Raw genomic sequence first — 15,162 nt, 5'->3', positions numbered from 1 at the left:
TCCTACGCCGCGGCTTGAAGCCCGCCAAGGCTTCAAGCATAGCTTCAGCGGATGGTCAGTGCCTCGAGCTTGCCGCTGTTGCCGAAGACGTAGATGGTGTCGCCGACCACAAGTGGGCGGGCACGCAGGCCATCACTGTCGATACGCTCACGGCCGACGAAGCGGCCATCGACCTGGCTCAGCAGGTGCAGGTAACCCTCGAAGTCGCCCACCGCCACGTAGCTGGAGAACACTTCAGGCGCGGTCAGCTGGCGGCGAGCCATGGTGTCGTTGGTCCACAGGGCGCTGGACGAGCGCTCGTCGACGCTTTCGACAGTACCGGAAGCTTCGCTGACATAGACGTTACCGTAGCCCTGGGCGACGCCCACGTAGCTGGAGGCATCACGCTGCCACAGCACGCGGCCGCTTTCCAGGTCCAGGCCCGCGACGCGGCCCTGGTAGGTGCTGACGTACAGGGTACCACCCGACAGCAGCAGGCCGCCGTCGATATCGACCACGCGGTCCAGCTCGGAACGGCCCTGCGGAATCGCCACACGGCTTTCCCACACCGGTACGCCGTTGTTGATGTCCACCGCCACCACCTTGCCGGTGGACAGGCCGGCGACGGCCAGGCGGTTGGTGGCGATCGGCGCGCCGGTGCCACGCAGGGTCAGCACGGCCGGGGTGTTTTCGTAGATCCAGCGACGGTCGCCAGTAGCGGCATCCAGGCCGATCAGGCGGTCGTCCTGGGTCTGCACCACCACCACGTCACCGTTGTTGGCAGGTGGGGCCAGTACTTCGCTGGTCACGCGGGAGCGCCAGCGCTCCTCACCGGTGCTGGAGTCCAGGGCGATGACTTCACCCTTGAGGGTGCCGATCATGACCAGGCCATAGCCCACACCGACAGCGCCGGATACCGGCAACTCGAGGTCCTTCTTCCACACCACGTCGCCGGTGATACGGTCGAGGGCAAAGACTTCGCCGTTGACGTCGGAGGCGTAGATACGGTCGTTCTCGATGGCAGGTACGAGGGTGTTGTAGGTCTCGCCCTGGCCGTCACCGATCGAACGGCTCCACTGCTTTTTCAGCACCACTTCCTCGGTGAACTTGGTCAGCTCGGCCGGAGGCAGTTCCTTCTTGCTGTTGCTGCTGCAACCTGCGGCCAGTACGGCCAGGGTCAGCACTGCTGCATGTTTCCAACCGATCACTTACGCGTCCCCTTTGGCCAAGTCATCCAGCTTCAATTGCAGGCCACCGACCGCCGCCTCATCGGACAACGCAGCCTTGGCTTTCTCGTAAGCGCTGTGCGCGTCGTCGGCGCGACCCAGTTGCACCAGCAGGTCACCTTTCAACTCTTCGCGGCTGGCCAGGAAGGCTTTGTCGGCGTCGCCGTCGAGCAACTTGAGGGCATCCTCGGCCTTGTTCTGGGCGGCCAGCACACGAGCCAGGCGCTGACGCGAAATCTCGCCCAGGGTGGCATCGGCCGGCTTGTCCAGCACGCTCTTCAACTCGGCAGCAGCGTCGTCGAGCTTGCCGGTCTCGACCGCGACCTTGGCCACGAACAGGCTGCCGTACTGGGCGTAGGCGGTACCGCCGAACTCGCTCTTGAGCTTGCCGGCCAGTTCCGCGACCTTGGTCGCGTCAGGCTGGCCAGTCGGCGTCAGGCTGGTCTCCAGCAAGGCCTGGTACAGCTGCGAGGCACCTTGCGACTGATTGTTCTGGTACTTGTGCCAGGTATTCCAGCCCAACACCACCACGCCAGCCAGCAGGGCACCGGTCAGCAGCGGCTTGCCGTTGCGGTTCCACCAGTCCTTGACCCCTGCCAGTTCATCATCGGTACTCGACACCCCAATACTCCTTTTCGCCTATTCGCTTGTTGAACCGCGTTACGCCTGCGCGATCGCGGTTTCCAGGTGCTCAGCCAGAGCATCCCAGGCAATGTTCTGTTGTTCGCCCTGACCACGCAGGGGCTTGAAGCCGATCTCTTGCTTGGCCAGTTCGTCGTCACCGAGGATCAGGGCGAACAGCGCGCCGCTCTTGTCGGCTTTCTTGAACTGGCTCTTGAAGCTGCCACCGCCGGCGTTGACTGCCAGGCGCAGGCCCGGCAAGCGGTCACGCAGGCTTTCGGACAGGCGCAGGCCGGCCAGCTCCGCCTGTTCGCCAAAGGCGCACAGGTAGACGTCGATCTGGCGGCTGATGGACTCGGGCACCTTGCCCAGGGTTTCCAGCAGCAGGATCAGGCGCTCGATGCCCATGGCGAAACCGACGCCCGGGGTCGGCTTGCCGCCCATCTGTTCGACCAGGCCGTCATAACGGCCGCCGGCGCAGACAGTGCCCTGGGCGCCGAGCTTGTCGGTGACCCACTCGAACACGGTCTTGCTGTAGTAGTCCAGGCCACGCACCAGCTTGGTGTTGATCACGAACGGGATGCCGGCAGCGTCCAGGCGGGCCTTGAGGCCCTCGAAGTGCACGCGCGACTCTTCGTCCAGGTAGTCTTCCAGCTTCGGCGCACCGACCAGCACCGCCTGGGTGTTCTGGTCCTTGCTGTCGAGGATGCGCAGCGGGTTGCTCTTCAGGCGGCGCTGGCTGTCTTCGTCCAGTTGCTCCAGGCGCGCCGAGAGGAACTCGACCAGCGCATCACGGTAGCGTGCACGGGCTTCGCTGGTGCCCAGGCTGTTGAGCTCCAGCTTGACCGCGTCCTGGATGCCCAGCAGGCCCCACAGGCGCCAGGTCAGCATGATCAGCTCGGCATCGATGTCCGGGCCATCCAGGTTGAACACTTCCACGCCAATCTGGTGGAACTGGCGGTAGCGGCCCTTCTGCGGGCGCTCGTGGCGGAACATCTGGCCGATGTACCACAGTTTCTGCACCTGGCCGTTGCCGGTGATGCCATGCTCGAGCACGGCACGCACACAGGCGGCAGTGCCTTCGGGGCGCAGGGTCAGCGAATCGCCGTTGCGGTCCTCGAAGGTGTACATCTCTTTTTCGACGATGTCGGTCACTTCACCGATGGAGCGCTTGAACAGCTCGGTGAACTCGACGATCGGCGTGCGGATCTGGCTGTACCCGTAGGTGTCCAGCAGGCCGGCCACGGTGCCTTCGAAGTAGCGCCACAGTGGCGACTGTTCTGGCAGGATGTCGTTCATGCCACGGATGGCTTGCAGCGATTTGCTCACGAAAAGTCCTTACGAATTCTGTGTGTCAGCCACGGACGATCAGCGCCGCGTCGGCTTCGGCCTTTTCGGCCGCTTTCTGGCGGATGAGCTTTTCCAGCTCATCGACCAGGTTGTCGTTGGTCAGCTTCTGCGCCGGCTTGCCGTCGATGTAGATCAGGTTCGGCGTGCCGCCGGTCAGCCCCACATGGGCCTCCTTGGCTTCGCCCGGGCCGTTGACCACGCAACCGATCACCGCCACGTCCAGCGGCACCAGCAGGTCTTCCAGACGCCCTTCCAACTCGTTCATGGTCTTGACCACATCGAAGTTCTGCCGCGAGCAGCTCGGGCAGGCGATGAAGTTGATGCCACGCGAGCGCAGGTGCAGCGACTTGAGGATGTCGTAGCCGACTTTCACTTCTTCGACCGGGTCGGCCGCCAGCGAGATACGGATGGTATCGCCAATGCCTTCGGCCAGCAGCATACCGAGGCCGACAGCGGATTTCACCGTCCCCGAACGCAGGCCACCGGCTTCGGTGATGCCCAGATGCAGCGGCTGCACGATCTGCTTGGCCAGCAGGCGGTAGGCTTCGACGGCCATGAACACATCGGATGCCTTGACGCTGACCTTGAAGTCCTGGAAGTCCAGGCGGTCGAGGTGCTCGACATGGCGCAGGGCCGACTCGACCAGCGCCGCCGGGGTCGGTTCGCCATACTTCTTCTGCAGGTCCTTTTCCAGGGAGCCGGCGTTGACGCCGATACGGATCGGGATGCCCCGGTCGCGGGCGGCATCGACCACCGCGCGTACACGGTCTTCACGGCCGATGTTGCCCGGGTTGATACGCAGGCAGTCGACGCCCAGTTCGGCCACGCGCAGGGCGATCTTGTAGTCGAAGTGGATGTCGGCAACCAGCGGCACGCTGACCTGCTGCTTGATGCGGCCGAACGCCTCTGCAGCGTCCATGTCCGGCACCGAGACGCGCACGATGTCCACGCCGGCATCGACCAGGCGCTGGATTTGCGCCACGGTGGCGGCCACATCGTTGGTGTCGGTGTTGGTCATGCTCTGCACCGCGATGGGGGCATCACCACCCACCGGTACATTGCCGACCCAGATTTTGCGGGATTCGCGACGTTTGATCGGAGATTCGCCGTGCATGATTACTGTCCCAACTTCAGGCGAGCGGTCTCGCCACTGGTGAACGGGGCAACATCGACGGCCTGGCCGTTGTAGCTGACCTGGGCGCCACGGGCAAAGCCCAGGCGTACCGAGAACGGCGGCTTGCCGGTCAGCTCGAGGTTGTCCCCCTTGCGCTTGATGGCGCTGAACAGCACCTTGCCGTTGCCGTCGGTGACCTGGGTCCAGCAATCGGCGACGAACTGGATGGCGACCTTGGCACTGCCAGCCGGCACTGCGGCGGCGGCAGGCTCGGCAGCGGCCACGGCCGCTACAGGTGTAGCAGGTGCAACAGCCGTCGGGGCCGGGGCAACCGGTGCTACCGGCGCAGGCGCGGCAGCAGGTGCGCTGGCGATCGCTGGCACAGGCGCCTGCTGGGCCGGTGTCGGTACTACGGCAGCGGTATCGGCAGGTGCCGGGCTTGCCGGTGCCGGTACGGCGGCAGGCTGCTCGGCTGCGCCCTGCTCAAGCGGCAGCGGCGCACTCTCAGGCTGCTGGCCAGCGGAAACAGCCTGGTCTTCAGGCTCATCGAGCGGGTGAATCTGGGTGGTGCCGTCGGCGCTTTCGACTTCGACGTGCTCCAGGGCAATCTTGGCCAGCTCCTTGCCACGCAGGCTGCCCTGGTCCTGCCACCAGACGAAGCCGCCGCCGACCACTGCCACCAGCAGCAGCAGGCTAACGCCACGCAGAATGTTGTGCGACAGGCGCACGGGCTCTTCGATACGGCCCAGCGAGTGCACGTCGCTGCCTTTGGCGTGGGTGCCGGTGTAACGGTCGAAGGCGTCCACCAGGGCAGCCTGGTCCAGGTCCATCAGCTTGGCATAGGCGCGGATATAACCACGGGCGAAGGTATGCCCCGGCAGCTTGTCGAAGGCGCCGGTTTCCACGTGGTTCAACGAACTGACAGTGAGGTTGAGCTTGCGGGCCACCTCGGCTTGTGACCAGTCCCGGTTCTCACGGGCCTGACGCAAAAGCTCACCGGGGTTCTGGCCAGGCGCTACTGCTACTTCGGGATGCGCGGCTTTCATCGTTGCTCCGACAGGTATTGCTGATATTCCGGCGTACCGGGATAAAGTCGTTGTAATTGCTGGCCCAGCTCGGCCAGTGTGCCTTGCTCGTCGAATACCCTGGCAAGGCGGCTGCCCAGCAGCAGGCTACGGGCATCGTGGTCGCTCAACTGGCTGAAACGATCGTAGTAGTCCCGGGCCGGCACATAATGCCTGTTTTCGTAGGACAACTCAGCCATTTCCAGCAACGCTTTCGGCTGCCGCTGGTTGAGTTGCAGAGCTTTCAGCAGATACGCATGCGCCTGGTCGCGGCGCTCGAGTTTCAGGGCGGTCAGGCCCAGGTTCTCGTAAACGCGTGAGCGCTCAGGATACAGGGTATCGGCGCTGGCAAGGCGAAACATCTGCTCGGCCTCGGCAAATCGGCCCTGAGCATAAAGGAAACTGCCGTAATTGTTGCGAATTCGCGTGTCGCCGGCACGTGCCTTCAGCGCCTTGCGGAAGTGCGTTTCGGCCAGCGCAGGCTCGCCTTCGGCCTGAAAGACCAGCGCCAGGGCGGCGTGCGCATCGGCATCACCACCATCCAGGGCCAGGGCCTTGCCCAGCGGCGCCTTGGCCTGCTCGGTCAAACCCTGTTGCAAATAACCCAGCCCAAGCTGCACATAGGCCCGCCCCGCCTCTGCTCTGCCCTGGCGGCTGGCCAGGGGGTCGCCCGCGCCGCCCGACACGCAGCCGGCCAGCAGCGAAAGCGCAAGGATCGACAGCGCGGCGCGCAGGCTCATGGGCAAGGTCCCGGTCAGTGGCTGGCGGGGCTGTCTTGCAGCTCGGCGTCCGCGGACAGCTGGCGCACAGCGATGTAGCGCTCGCTGCGGCGGGTGCGGTCGTTGACCTGGCCGACCAGCTGACCACAAGCAGCGTCGATGTCATCACCACGGGTGGTGCGGGTGGTGACGTTGAAGCCACCGTGGTGCAACAGATCCTGGAAGCGGCGAATGGCGTTGTTGCTCGGCCGCTCGTAGCCCGAGTGCGGGAACGGGTTGAACGGGATCAGGTTGATCTTGCAGGGTACGTCGCGCAGCAGCTCGATCATTTGCGCAGCATGCTCAGGCTGGTCGTTGACGTCCTTGAGCAGGGTGTACTCGATGGTCAGCACGCGCTTGCCACCCAGGGTGGACATGTAGCCCATGCACGATTCCAGCAGCATCTTCAGCGGGTACTTCTTGTTGATCGGTACCAGCTTGTTGCGCAGTTCGTCGTTCGGTGCGTGCAGCGACAGGGCCAGCGACACGTCGATGTGCTTGGCCAGCTCGTCGATCATCGGCACCACGCCCGAGGTGGACAGGGTGACGCGACGCTTGGAAATGCCATAGCCCAGATCTTCCATCATGATCTTCATGGCGGCGATGACATTGTCGAAATTCAGCAGGGGTTCGCCCATGCCCATCATGACCACGTTGGTAATGGCGCGGTCGATCTTGGCCGGAACGGTCCCGAAGGATTTGTTGGCAAGCCACACCTGGCCGATCACTTCGGCGGCGGTGAGGTTGCTGTTGAAGCCTTGCTTGCCGGTGGAGCAGAAGCTGCAGTCCAGGGCACAGCCGGCTTGCGACGACACGCACAGGGTGCCGCGATCGTCGGTGGGGATGTAGACGGTCTCGACGCAGCTGCCGGAGGCAACGCGGACCACCCACTTGCGGGTACCGTCGGCGGAAATGTCTTCACTGACCACTTCCGGGCCCCGAATCTCGGCAACGGCCTCGAGCTTTTCGCGCAAGGCCTTGCCGACATTGGTCATGGCGGCGAAATCGTCGACGCCATAGTGGTGAATCCATTTCATGACCTGACCGGCACGAAAACGCTTCTCTCCGATCGACTCGAAGAATTTTTCCATTTCCTGCAGGGTCAGGCCCAACAGGTTGATCTTGCCAGTCATGTCACTCATGGAATCACCCAAGACCTGCTTCGCTTAGCGAATGCGGTCGCACAGCTCGGTAGCGGAGAAGAAGTAAGCGATTTCGCGGGCAGCCGAAGCTTCCGAGTCGGAACCGTGAACAGCGTTTTCGTCGATGGAAACGGCGAAGTCAGCACGGATGGTGCCGGCAGCAGCTTCTTTCGGGTTGGTGGCGCCCATCAGCTCGCGGTTGGCCAGAACGGCGTTTTCGCCTTCCAGAACCTGAACGATGACCGGGCCGGAGGTCATGAAGGCAACCAGGTCACCGAAGAAGCCGCGCTCTTTGTGTTCGGCGTAGAAGCCTTCGGCTTCGGCTTTGGACAGCTGCTTCATTTTCGAAGCGACGACGCGCAGGCCGGCTTTCTCGAAACGAGTGGTGATCTCGCCGATGACGTTCTTGGCAACGGCGTCAGGCTTGATGATGGAGAAAGTACGTTGAACAGCCATGGAAAACTCCAGAAAAATGAGTGTTGCGAAAAATTAAACCCGCGAATTATACGCGGGTTCCAGGGGATTGCCTAACCTGCAGGACGCGTTCAGTCGGCTTCTTCGATCCAGGCCGCCTGGATGGCCTCGAGCACTTTCTCACCGCCGCGTGACGGATCGTCGCTGAATTCTGGCAAGGCCAGCACCCAGCGGTGCAGATCGACGAAATTCACATAACGAGGATCGACTTCCGGCTTGCTTTCTGCAAGCTGGATGGCGATCTCAAGTACATCAATCCATTTCAGGCTCATGGGGTAAACCTCAGTGCGGCGCTTCGGCGGCGTGGTTGAGCGAATACTTGGGGATCTCGATGACCAGGTCCTGGTCAGCGACAACCACCTGGCAGCCGAGGCGCGATTGAGCCTCCAGGCCCCAGGCCTTGTCCAGCATGTCCTCTTCCAGTTCGTCGGCTTCTTCGAGCGAGTCGAAGCCCTTGCGCACGATGCAGTGGCAAGTGGTGCAGGCCTTGACGCCGCCGCAGGCGCTTTCCATCTCGATGTGATGGTCGTGGGCCAGTTCCAGGATGTTGGTCCCGGTCTCGACTTCCACGGTCAGCCCTTCGGGGCAGAACTTCTCGTGCGGCAGGAATGTCACCAGCGGCATCGGTTACTCCTCGATCTCATTCAGGTTGCGCCCGGCCAGTGCGGCTTTGACCGTCGAATCAAGGCGACGGGCGGCAAATGCGTCGGTCACCTGCGACAGACGCTTGGTCTGTTGCTCGATGGCTGCGCCATCGGTGCCGGCCAGCAAATCACGTAGTTCTTGCATCTGGAATTCGATGGCGTCGCGCTCGTCACTGCTGAGCAGGCGTTCGCCGTCGGCGTCCAGGGCGCCCTGTACCGCTTCGAGCAGGCGCTCGCCGTCCACCTGGTGCTCGCGCAGCTGGCGGGCCTGCTTGTCGGAACCTGCGTGTTCGAAGGAATCCTTGAGCATGCGGGCGATTTCGCCGTCGGTCAGGCCATAGGAGGGCTTGACCTGGATGCTGGCTTCCACGCCCGAGCCCAGCTCGCGTGCGGCGACGCTGAGCAGGCCATCGGCGTCGACCTGGAAGGTGACGCGAATTTTTGCCGCACCGGCGACCATGGCCGGGATGCCACGCAACTCGAAGCGCGCCAGCGAGCGGCAATCGCTGATCAGCTCGCGCTCGCCCTGCAGCACGTGGATCATCATGGCCGACTGGCCATCTTTATAGGTGGTGAACTCCTGGGCACGCGCCACCGGAATGGTGGTGTTGCGCGGGATCACCTTCTCCATCAGCCCGCCCATGGTCTCAAGGCCAAGCGACAGCGGGATGACATCCAATAGCAGCAGTTCGCCACCTTCGCGGCGGTTGCCGGCCAAGGTATCGGCCTGGATGGCGGCACCGATGGCCACCACCTGGTCGGGGTCGATCGAAGTCAGCGGGGTGCGGCCGAACAGGGCTCCGACGGCTTCACGCACACGCGGTACGCGGGTCGAACCACCAACCATGACCACGGCGCTGACTTCTTCCAGCTCGATACCGCTGTCACGCACGGCGCGGCGGCAGGCCTTGAGGCTGCGGGCGACCATGGGCTCGATCATGGCTTCGAAACCGGCGCGGCTCAACTCGCCCTGCCAGGTGCCATGGCTGACGCTGACCACGTCGGCGTCGGTCAGGGCTTCCTTGGCGGCGCAGGCGGTCTGCAACAGTGCGCGCTGGGTGGCCGGGTCCAGGTCGGATGACAGCCCGGCCTGCTCGATGATCCAGCCAGCGATGGCGTGGTCGAAGTCGTCACCGCCCAAGGCGGTATCGCCACCGGTGGCCAGCACTTCGAATACGCCGGCAGTCAGGCGCAGGATGGAAATGTCGAAGGTACCGCCGCCCAGGTCATAGATGGCCACCACGCCTTCGGCGTTCTGGTCCAGGCCATAGGCCACGGCAGCGGCGGTCGGCTCGTTGAGCAGGCGCAGCACGTTCAGGCCGGCCAGGCGCGCAGCGTCCTTGGTGGCCTGGCGCTGGGCATCGTCGAAATAGGCCGGCACGGTGATAACCGCGCCCACCAGCTCACCACCAAGGGTGGCTTCGGCACGCTCGCGCAGCACCTTGAGGATATCGGCGGACACTTCCACCGGGCTTTTCGGCCCCTGCACGGTGTCGATGAACGGCATGTGCGACTCACCGCCAACGAAGCGGTACGGCAGCTGCTCGCCCAGTTGCTTGACGTCGGCCAGGCCGCGCCCCATCAAGCGCTTGACCGACAGCACGGTGTTCAGCGGGTCGCTGGAAGCGGCATCGCGTGCAGCCTGCCCCACTTCGTTGCGCCCTTCGAGGTAGCGCACCGCGGACGGCAGAATGACATTGCCCTGCGCGTCGGGCAGGGGCTCGCTACGGCCGCTGCGCAGTGCGGCGACCAGGGAGTTGGTGGTACCCAGGTCAATCCCAACCGCCAGGCGGCGCTGATGCGGCTGAGGGCTTTGACCGGGTTCGGCAATCTGCAGTAGGGCCATGCTTATCTGAATACCTTAGGTGCTATCACGGGCAGCACCGGGTTAATCGTCGAGGCGCTCTTCCAGTTGGCGCACTTCTTGGGCGAGCTTGTCGAGGAACTGCATGCGGCGCATCAGGCGTTCGGCCTTGTCGCGCTCGCCTGGAGCGTCCCAGCAGGCGGCAAAGTCCTCGTTCAGCGTGTCCTGGGCGACCTTCAGGCGCTTCTTGAACACGGCCACGCCATCGAGGTCGGCTTCGTCCTGCAGTTCTTCGAGCTCTTCACGCCACTGCATCTGCTGCAACAGGAAGTCGGGGTCGTGGACCGTGACCTCCTGAGGCACTTCGTGGCCGCCGATGGCCAGCAGGTAGCGGGCGCGACGCGGCGCACTGCGCAGTGTCTGGTAGGCGTCGTTGAGGGCCGCGGACTTTTCCAGCGCCACGCGCTGCTCGCGCTCGGAGGCGTCGGCAAAGCGGTCGGGATGGACTTCGCGGGCCAGCTCGCGATAGCGAGTGGCCAGCTTGTCGAGATCCAGGCGGAAGCTTGGCTGGAAGTCAAACAATGCGAAATGACAAGGAGTACCCACAGCCAGCCTCAAACGTTGAAGCTTTCGCCGCAGCCACACTCACCGCGCACGTTGGGGTTGTTGAACTTGAAGCCTTCGTTCAACCCTTCCTTTACGAAGTCCAGTTCGGTGCCATCGAGGTAGACCAGGCTCTTGGGATCGATGATCACCTTGACGCCATGGTTCTCGAACACCTGGTCCTCGTCCGCCAGCTCGTCGACGAACTCCAGCACGTAGGCCAGGCCCGAGCAACCGGTGGTGCGCACGCCCAGGCGAATGCCTTCGCCCTTGCCGCGCCCTTCCAGGGAACGCCGCACGTGGTTGGCGGCGGCTTCTGTCATGCTGATAGCCATCAGGACTCCTTACCTCGCAACAGGCGACTTAGATCAAGCCTTTCTTCTGCTTGTAATCGCGAACGGCTGCCTTGATGGCATCTTCGGCGAGTACCGAGCAGTGGATCTTGACCGGCGGCAACGCCAGTTCTTCGGCCAGCTGGGTGTTCTTGATGGTTTCGGCTTCGTCCAGGGTCTTGCCCTTCATCCACTCGGTGGCGAGGGAGCTGGAAGCGATGGCCGAACCGCAGCCGTAGGTCTTGAACTTGGCGTCTTCGATCACGCCCTGCTCGTTGACCTTGATCTGCAGGCGCATCACGTCACCGCAGGCCGGGGCGCCGACCATGCCGGTACCGACGTCCGGGTCTTCGGCGTTCATCTTGCCGACGTTGCGCGGGTTTTCGTAGTGGTCGATGACCTTTTCACTGTATGCCATGGTGCAATTCCTTCCTCATCAGGGAGCCGCTCTTGCCGGCGACTGCTTAGTGGGCGGCCCACTCGATCTTGGAGATGTCAACGCCGTCTTTGTACATGTCCCACAGCGGCGACAGCTCACGCAGTTTGTTCACGGCCTCGCAGACTTTCTGCGCGGCGTAGTCGACTTCTTCTTCGGTGGTGAAGCGGCCGAAGGAGAAGCGGATCGAGCTGTGCGCCAGCTCGTCATTGCGGCCCAGGGCGCGCAATACGTAGGACGGCTCGAGCGACGCGGAGGTGCAGGCCGAACCGGACGATACGGCGATATCCTTCAGCGACATCAGCAGCGATTCGCCTTCGACGTAGTTGAAGCTCAGGTTCAGGTTGTGCGGTACGCGGGCAGTCTTGCTGCCGTTGACGTACAGCTCTTCAAGGTCCGAGACCTGCTTGAAGAAGCGGTCGCTCAGGGCCTTGATGCGTACGTTTTCCGCGGCCATTTCCTGTTTGGCGATGGCGAAGGCTTCGCCCATGCCGACAATCTGGTGGGTCGGCAGGGTGCCCGAACGCATGCCGCGCTCATGGCCACCGCCGTGAATGATGGCTTCCAGGCGTACACGAGGCTTGCGGCTGACGTACAGCGCGCCGATACCTTTCGGGCCGTAGACCTTGTGCGCCGAGAACGACATCAGGTCGACCTTCAGCTTTTGCAGGTCGATTTCGACCTTGCCGGCCGATTGCGCGGCGTCAACGTGGAACAGCACGCCGCGCGAGCGGGTCAGTTCACCGATGGCGGCGATATCGTTGATCGAGCCGACTTCGTTGTTCACGTGCATCAGCGAAACCAGGATGGTGTCGTCGCGCAGCGCCGCCTCGACCATGGCCGGGGTGACGATGCCGTCTTCGCCTGGCTCGAGGTAAGTAACTTCGAAACCTTCACGCTCCAGCTGGCGAGCGGTATCCAGGACCGCCTTGTGCTCGATCTTGGAGGTGATGATGTGCTTGCCCTTGGTCTGATAGAAGTGCGCGACGCCCTTGAGTGCGAGGTTGTCGGACTCGGTGGCACCGCTGGTCCAGACGATTTCGCGCGGATCGGCGTTGATCAGTTCGGCAACCTGGCGGCGACCATTCTCGACCGCTTCCTCGGCTTTCCAGCCAAAGACGTGGGAGCGCGAAGCCGGGTTACCGAAGTTCCCGTCGACCAGCAGGCAGTCGGCCATCTTCTGGGCCACGCGTGGGTCGACCGGGGTGGTCGCGGAGTAATCGAGGTAGATCGGCAACTTCATTTGTCTCTCCTATCAGGCGGTGGCGTCGCTCGTCGTCCCGGTGGGATCAATCGACGGCGGACGTCTCAATCTTGTCCAGCTGGGCGGTTCGGCCTGCGACACGACGCAGGTCCTGGCGCTGGGCGACTTCCTGCACCTCACGGCGCATGACGAGGTCGGCCAGGCTTATACCGCTGAGGAATTCATGGATCTGCTGGCTGAGGTCGCACCACAGGTGGTGGGTCAGGCAGGTATCACCGGCATGGCAGTCCCCGAGGCCCTGACAACGGGTGGCATCGACCGATTCGTTGACCGCATCGATGACCTGGGCCACCTGGATGGTTTCCATGCCCCGCGACAGCTGGTAGCCACCGCCTGGACCACGCACGCTGGAGACCAGGCTGCTGCGGCGCAGCTTGGCGAACAGCTGTTCCAGATAAGAGAGGGAAATGCCCTGGCGCTCGGAAATGTCGGCCAAAGACACCGGCCCATGCTGCGCGTGCAACGCCAGGTCGAGCATGGCGGTCACGGCGTATCGGCCTTTGGTAGTCAGTCGCATGGCTATTGGGTACCACGGGAGTTACAGGATGTGAGCGAGTATGCGATTCCCGAGCATTTAAGTCAACTATTAGACCTAGTGCTTTAGTCGGGTTTGCATCGGGGAGGCGGGCGCGATTGTAGCAGACAGGGGGCGTGAGCACACGCCCCGTATGTCACCATGATTTCAGCGCGGCGCAATCAATGTGACTGAGTGTCGCGCTGAGCCACCTGGGCAACTTCCTTGAAGTCATCTTCCGGCAGGGCTGGCAGTTCCTTGGCGCAGTAATCACTGCCCATCTTGGTCAGGGCGCCGCACATGCCCTCCAGCCGTTCGTCGACTGCCTGCAGGTGGTCGAGCATCTGGCCGATGGCACGGGCCACCGGGTCGGGCATGTCGCCACTGACGCCGTAGGCATCGAAGCCAATCTTTTCAGCCATGGCCTTACGCTTGGCCTCGACCTCGTTGTCTTCGCTCTTGACGATGATTCGCCCGGGGATACCAACCGCCGTAGCCCCGGCCGGCACGGCTTTGGTCACCACCGCATTGGAACCGATCTTGGCCCCGGCGCCGACGGTGAACGGGCCCAGCACCTTGGCCCCCGCCCCTACCACCACACCGTTTTCCAGGGTGGGGTGTCGCTTGCCTTTGTTCCAGCTGGTGCCACCCAGGGTCACGCCCTGATAAAGGGTGACATCATCGCCGATCTCGGCGGTTTCACCGATGACGATACCCATGCCGTGGTCGATGAAGAAGCGCCGTCCGATGGTGGCGCCGGGATGGATCTCGATGCCGGTCAGCCAGCGGCCGAAGTTCGATACCAGGCGGGCCAGCCACTTGAAATCACGCTTCCACAGGGCATTGCCCAGGCGGTGCAGCCAGATGGCGTGCATGCCTGGGTAGCAGGTCAGCACCTCAAAGGCGTTGCGTGCAGCCGGGTCACGGTGGAATACGCTTTGAATATCTTCACGCAGGCGTTCGAACATCTGTCAGTCCTTCCGTTTATGCGGCTCGCCCCGGACCACTTTCTGGGTCTCGGTCAGGATGCCGCGCAAAATGCTCATTTCCGAACGTTCGACCGCCACCCGCCCATATAGCCGGCGCAGGCGCGGCATCAGGTGCTTGGGCTTTTCGGGGTCGAGAAAGCCGATACCGACCAGGGTCTTCTCCAGGTGGTCGTAGAACAGCTCCATTTCGTCCATCGTCGCCAGCTCGCTGGCGTCAACCTTCTCGACTTTGCCCGGCGCTGCACCGGCGGCAAGCCAGGCCATGCGCACCTCGTAGGAGAGCACCTGGACAGCGGCGGCCAGGTTCAGCGAGCTGAAGTCGGGGTTGGAGGGAATGTGCACGTGGAAGTGACATCGCTGCAGTTCTTCGTTGGTCAGGCCGGCGTGTTCACGCCCGAACACCAGGGCGATTTCCTCGCCACCGTTGGCATGCTCCACCGCCTTGGCCCCGCACTCGCGCGGGCCGATCAACGGCCAGGGGATGCTCCGCTCGCGGGCGCTGGTGCCCATTACCAGGTTGCAGCCGACCAACGCCTGCTCGAGGCTGTCGACCACTTGGGCATTGTCCAGCACATCGTCGGCACCCGAGGCTCGGGCACTGGCATCCACGGCGGGGAACTCTTTCGGCTGTACCAGCACCAGACGCGACAAGCCCATGTTTTTCATGGCACGCGCAGCGCCGCCGATGTTGCCGGGGTGGCTGGTATTGACCAGAACAACACGAATATTTTGCAGCAAGGTGTTGTGCTCACAGATGCAGGAATCAGGGCCTTCGATCTTACAGAACCGACAGACGTAACGCCATGAAAGCAAATGTGACACTTCTGCCGCCAAAGTTTTCTGCTAGA

The 15,162-nt window shown here is 63.2% G+C and carries 18 protein-coding genes; all 18 read right to left on the bottom strand.

Features of this window, described 5'->3' with window-relative positions:
- Positions 1–44: 44 nt before the first annotated feature.
- On the bottom strand, positions 45–1,187 hold the full coding sequence (gene bamB / locus AC2T3R_RS04370; RefSeq protein ID WP_013971028.1) for an outer membrane protein assembly factor BamB: 1,143 nt from the start codon (positions 1,185–1,187) through the stop codon (positions 45–47).
- Positions 1,188–1,826 (bottom strand): tetratricopeptide repeat protein, encoded by a 639-nt coding sequence (locus tag AC2T3R_RS04365; RefSeq protein WP_015269019.1) that lies wholly within the window; start codon positions 1,824–1,826, stop codon positions 1,188–1,190.
- Between the two features lie 39 nt (positions 1,827–1,865).
- Positions 1,866–3,155, bottom strand: coding sequence for a histidine--tRNA ligase (gene hisS / locus AC2T3R_RS04360; RefSeq protein ID WP_123085210.1), 1,290 nt, complete (start codon positions 3,153–3,155; stop codon positions 1,866–1,868).
- Positions 3,156–3,180: 25 nt separating this feature from the next.
- Entirely contained in the window at positions 3,181–4,290 is a 1,110-nt protein-coding gene (gene ispG / locus AC2T3R_RS04355) for a flavodoxin-dependent (E)-4-hydroxy-3-methylbut-2-enyl-diphosphate synthase (RefSeq protein ID WP_003257869.1), read from the bottom strand.
- Between the two features lie 2 nt (positions 4,291–4,292).
- Positions 4,293–5,336, bottom strand: a complete 1,044-nt coding sequence (locus AC2T3R_RS04350; protein ID WP_410952904.1) for a RodZ domain-containing protein — start codon at positions 5,334–5,336, stop codon at positions 4,293–4,295.
- A complete protein-coding gene (gene pilW / locus AC2T3R_RS04345; RefSeq protein WP_410952903.1) occupies positions 5,333–6,094 on the bottom strand; it encodes a type IV pilus biogenesis/stability protein PilW in 762 nt (253 codons plus the stop codon). The genes AC2T3R_RS04350 and pilW overlap by 4 nt, the downstream gene beginning before the upstream one ends.
- 14 nt (positions 6,095–6,108) lie before the next feature.
- Entirely contained in the window at positions 6,109–7,254 is a 1,146-nt protein-coding gene (gene rlmN, locus AC2T3R_RS04340) for a dual-specificity RNA methyltransferase RlmN (RefSeq protein WP_013971022.1), read from the bottom strand.
- A 24-nt stretch (positions 7,255–7,278) separates the two neighbouring features.
- Positions 7,279–7,710 (bottom strand): nucleoside-diphosphate kinase, encoded by a 432-nt coding sequence (gene ndk / locus AC2T3R_RS04335; protein WP_013971021.1) that lies wholly within the window; start codon positions 7,708–7,710, stop codon positions 7,279–7,281.
- An 89-nt stretch (positions 7,711–7,799) separates the two neighbouring features.
- Positions 7,800–8,000, bottom strand: a complete 201-nt coding sequence (iscX, locus tag AC2T3R_RS04330; RefSeq protein ID WP_003257859.1) for a Fe-S cluster assembly protein IscX — start codon at positions 7,998–8,000, stop codon at positions 7,800–7,802.
- A 10-nt stretch (positions 8,001–8,010) separates the two neighbouring features.
- Positions 8,011–8,352: an ISC system 2Fe-2S type ferredoxin gene (gene fdx, locus AC2T3R_RS04325; protein WP_013971020.1), complete on the bottom strand. Its 342-nt coding sequence runs from the start codon at positions 8,350–8,352 to the stop codon at positions 8,011–8,013.
- A 3-nt stretch (positions 8,353–8,355) separates the two neighbouring features.
- Positions 8,356–10,218, bottom strand: a complete 1,863-nt coding sequence (gene hscA / locus AC2T3R_RS04320) for a Fe-S protein assembly chaperone HscA (protein WP_015269013.1) — start codon at positions 10,216–10,218, stop codon at positions 8,356–8,358.
- A 42-nt stretch (positions 10,219–10,260) separates the two neighbouring features.
- On the bottom strand, positions 10,261–10,782 hold the full coding sequence (gene hscB / locus AC2T3R_RS04315) for a co-chaperone HscB (protein WP_486744687.1): 522 nt from the start codon (positions 10,780–10,782) through the stop codon (positions 10,261–10,263).
- 8 nt (positions 10,783–10,790) lie between these two features.
- A complete protein-coding gene (iscA, locus tag AC2T3R_RS04310; protein WP_003257854.1) occupies positions 10,791–11,114 on the bottom strand; it encodes an iron-sulfur cluster assembly protein IscA in 324 nt (107 codons plus the stop codon).
- Positions 11,115–11,142: 28 nt separating this feature from the next.
- A complete protein-coding gene (gene iscU, locus AC2T3R_RS04305) occupies positions 11,143–11,529 on the bottom strand; it encodes a Fe-S cluster assembly scaffold IscU (protein WP_003248539.1) in 387 nt (128 codons plus the stop codon).
- A gap of 46 nt (positions 11,530–11,575) precedes the next feature.
- A complete protein-coding gene (locus tag AC2T3R_RS04300) occupies positions 11,576–12,790 on the bottom strand; it encodes an IscS subfamily cysteine desulfurase (RefSeq protein WP_013971017.1) in 1,215 nt (404 codons plus the stop codon).
- A 46-nt stretch (positions 12,791–12,836) separates the two neighbouring features.
- Positions 12,837–13,328 (bottom strand): Fe-S cluster assembly transcriptional regulator IscR, encoded by a 492-nt coding sequence (gene iscR / locus AC2T3R_RS04295; protein ID WP_008092572.1) that lies wholly within the window; start codon positions 13,326–13,328, stop codon positions 12,837–12,839.
- Positions 13,329–13,507: 179 nt separating this feature from the next.
- Positions 13,508–14,293: a serine O-acetyltransferase gene (gene cysE, locus AC2T3R_RS04290; protein ID WP_013971015.1), complete on the bottom strand. Its 786-nt coding sequence runs from the start codon at positions 14,291–14,293 to the stop codon at positions 13,508–13,510.
- 3 nt (positions 14,294–14,296) lie between these two features.
- Positions 14,297–15,052, bottom strand: a complete 756-nt coding sequence (gene trmJ / locus AC2T3R_RS04285; RefSeq protein WP_031325634.1) for a tRNA (cytosine(32)/uridine(32)-2'-O)-methyltransferase TrmJ — start codon at positions 15,050–15,052, stop codon at positions 14,297–14,299.
- Positions 15,053–15,162 lie beyond the last annotated feature (110 nt).

The organism is Pseudomonas sp. PVC-5-1, from assembly GCF_057444345.1.
The sequence above is the reverse complement of the archived record's forward strand: the minus strand, read 5'-3'. Positions and strand labels throughout refer to the sequence as shown.

Excerpts from the sequence above, each read along its gene's own strand:
- hscA (WP_015269013.1), bottom strand. The coding sequence starts at position 10,218 with ATGGCCCTACTGCAGATTGCCGAACCCGGTCAAAGCCCTCAGCCGCAT.
- fdx (WP_013971020.1), bottom strand. The coding sequence starts at position 8,352 with ATGCCGCTGGTGACATTCCTGCCGCACGAGAAGTTCTGCCCCGAAGGG.
- iscX (WP_003257859.1), bottom strand. The coding sequence starts at position 8,000 with ATGAGCCTGAAATGGATTGATGTACTTGAGATCGCCATCCAGCTTGCA.
- iscU (WP_003248539.1), bottom strand. The coding sequence starts at position 11,529 with ATGGCATACAGTGAAAAGGTCATCGACCACTACGAAAACCCGCGCAAC.
- pilW (WP_410952903.1), bottom strand. The coding sequence starts at position 6,094 with ATGAGCCTGCGCGCCGCGCTGTCGATCCTTGCGCTTTCGCTGCTGGCC.
- AC2T3R_RS04350 (WP_410952904.1), bottom strand. The coding sequence starts at position 5,336 with ATGAAAGCCGCGCATCCCGAAGTAGCAGTAGCGCCTGGCCAGAACCCC.
- AC2T3R_RS04300 (WP_013971017.1), bottom strand. The coding sequence starts at position 12,790 with ATGAAGTTGCCGATCTACCTCGATTACTCCGCGACCACCCCGGTCGAC.
- cysE (WP_013971015.1), bottom strand. The coding sequence starts at position 14,293 with ATGTTCGAACGCCTGCGTGAAGATATTCAAAGCGTATTCCACCGTGAC.
- rlmN (WP_013971022.1), bottom strand. The coding sequence starts at position 7,254 with ATGAGTGACATGACTGGCAAGATCAACCTGTTGGGCCTGACCCTGCAG.
- iscR (WP_008092572.1), bottom strand. The coding sequence starts at position 13,328 with ATGCGACTGACTACCAAAGGCCGATACGCCGTGACCGCCATGCTCGAC.
- ndk (WP_013971021.1), bottom strand. The coding sequence starts at position 7,710 with ATGGCTGTTCAACGTACTTTCTCCATCATCAAGCCTGACGCCGTTGCC.
- iscA (WP_003257854.1), bottom strand. The coding sequence starts at position 11,114 with ATGGCTATCAGCATGACAGAAGCCGCCGCCAACCACGTGCGGCGTTCC.
- ispG (WP_003257869.1), bottom strand. The coding sequence starts at position 4,290 with ATGCACGGCGAATCTCCGATCAAACGTCGCGAATCCCGCAAAATCTGG.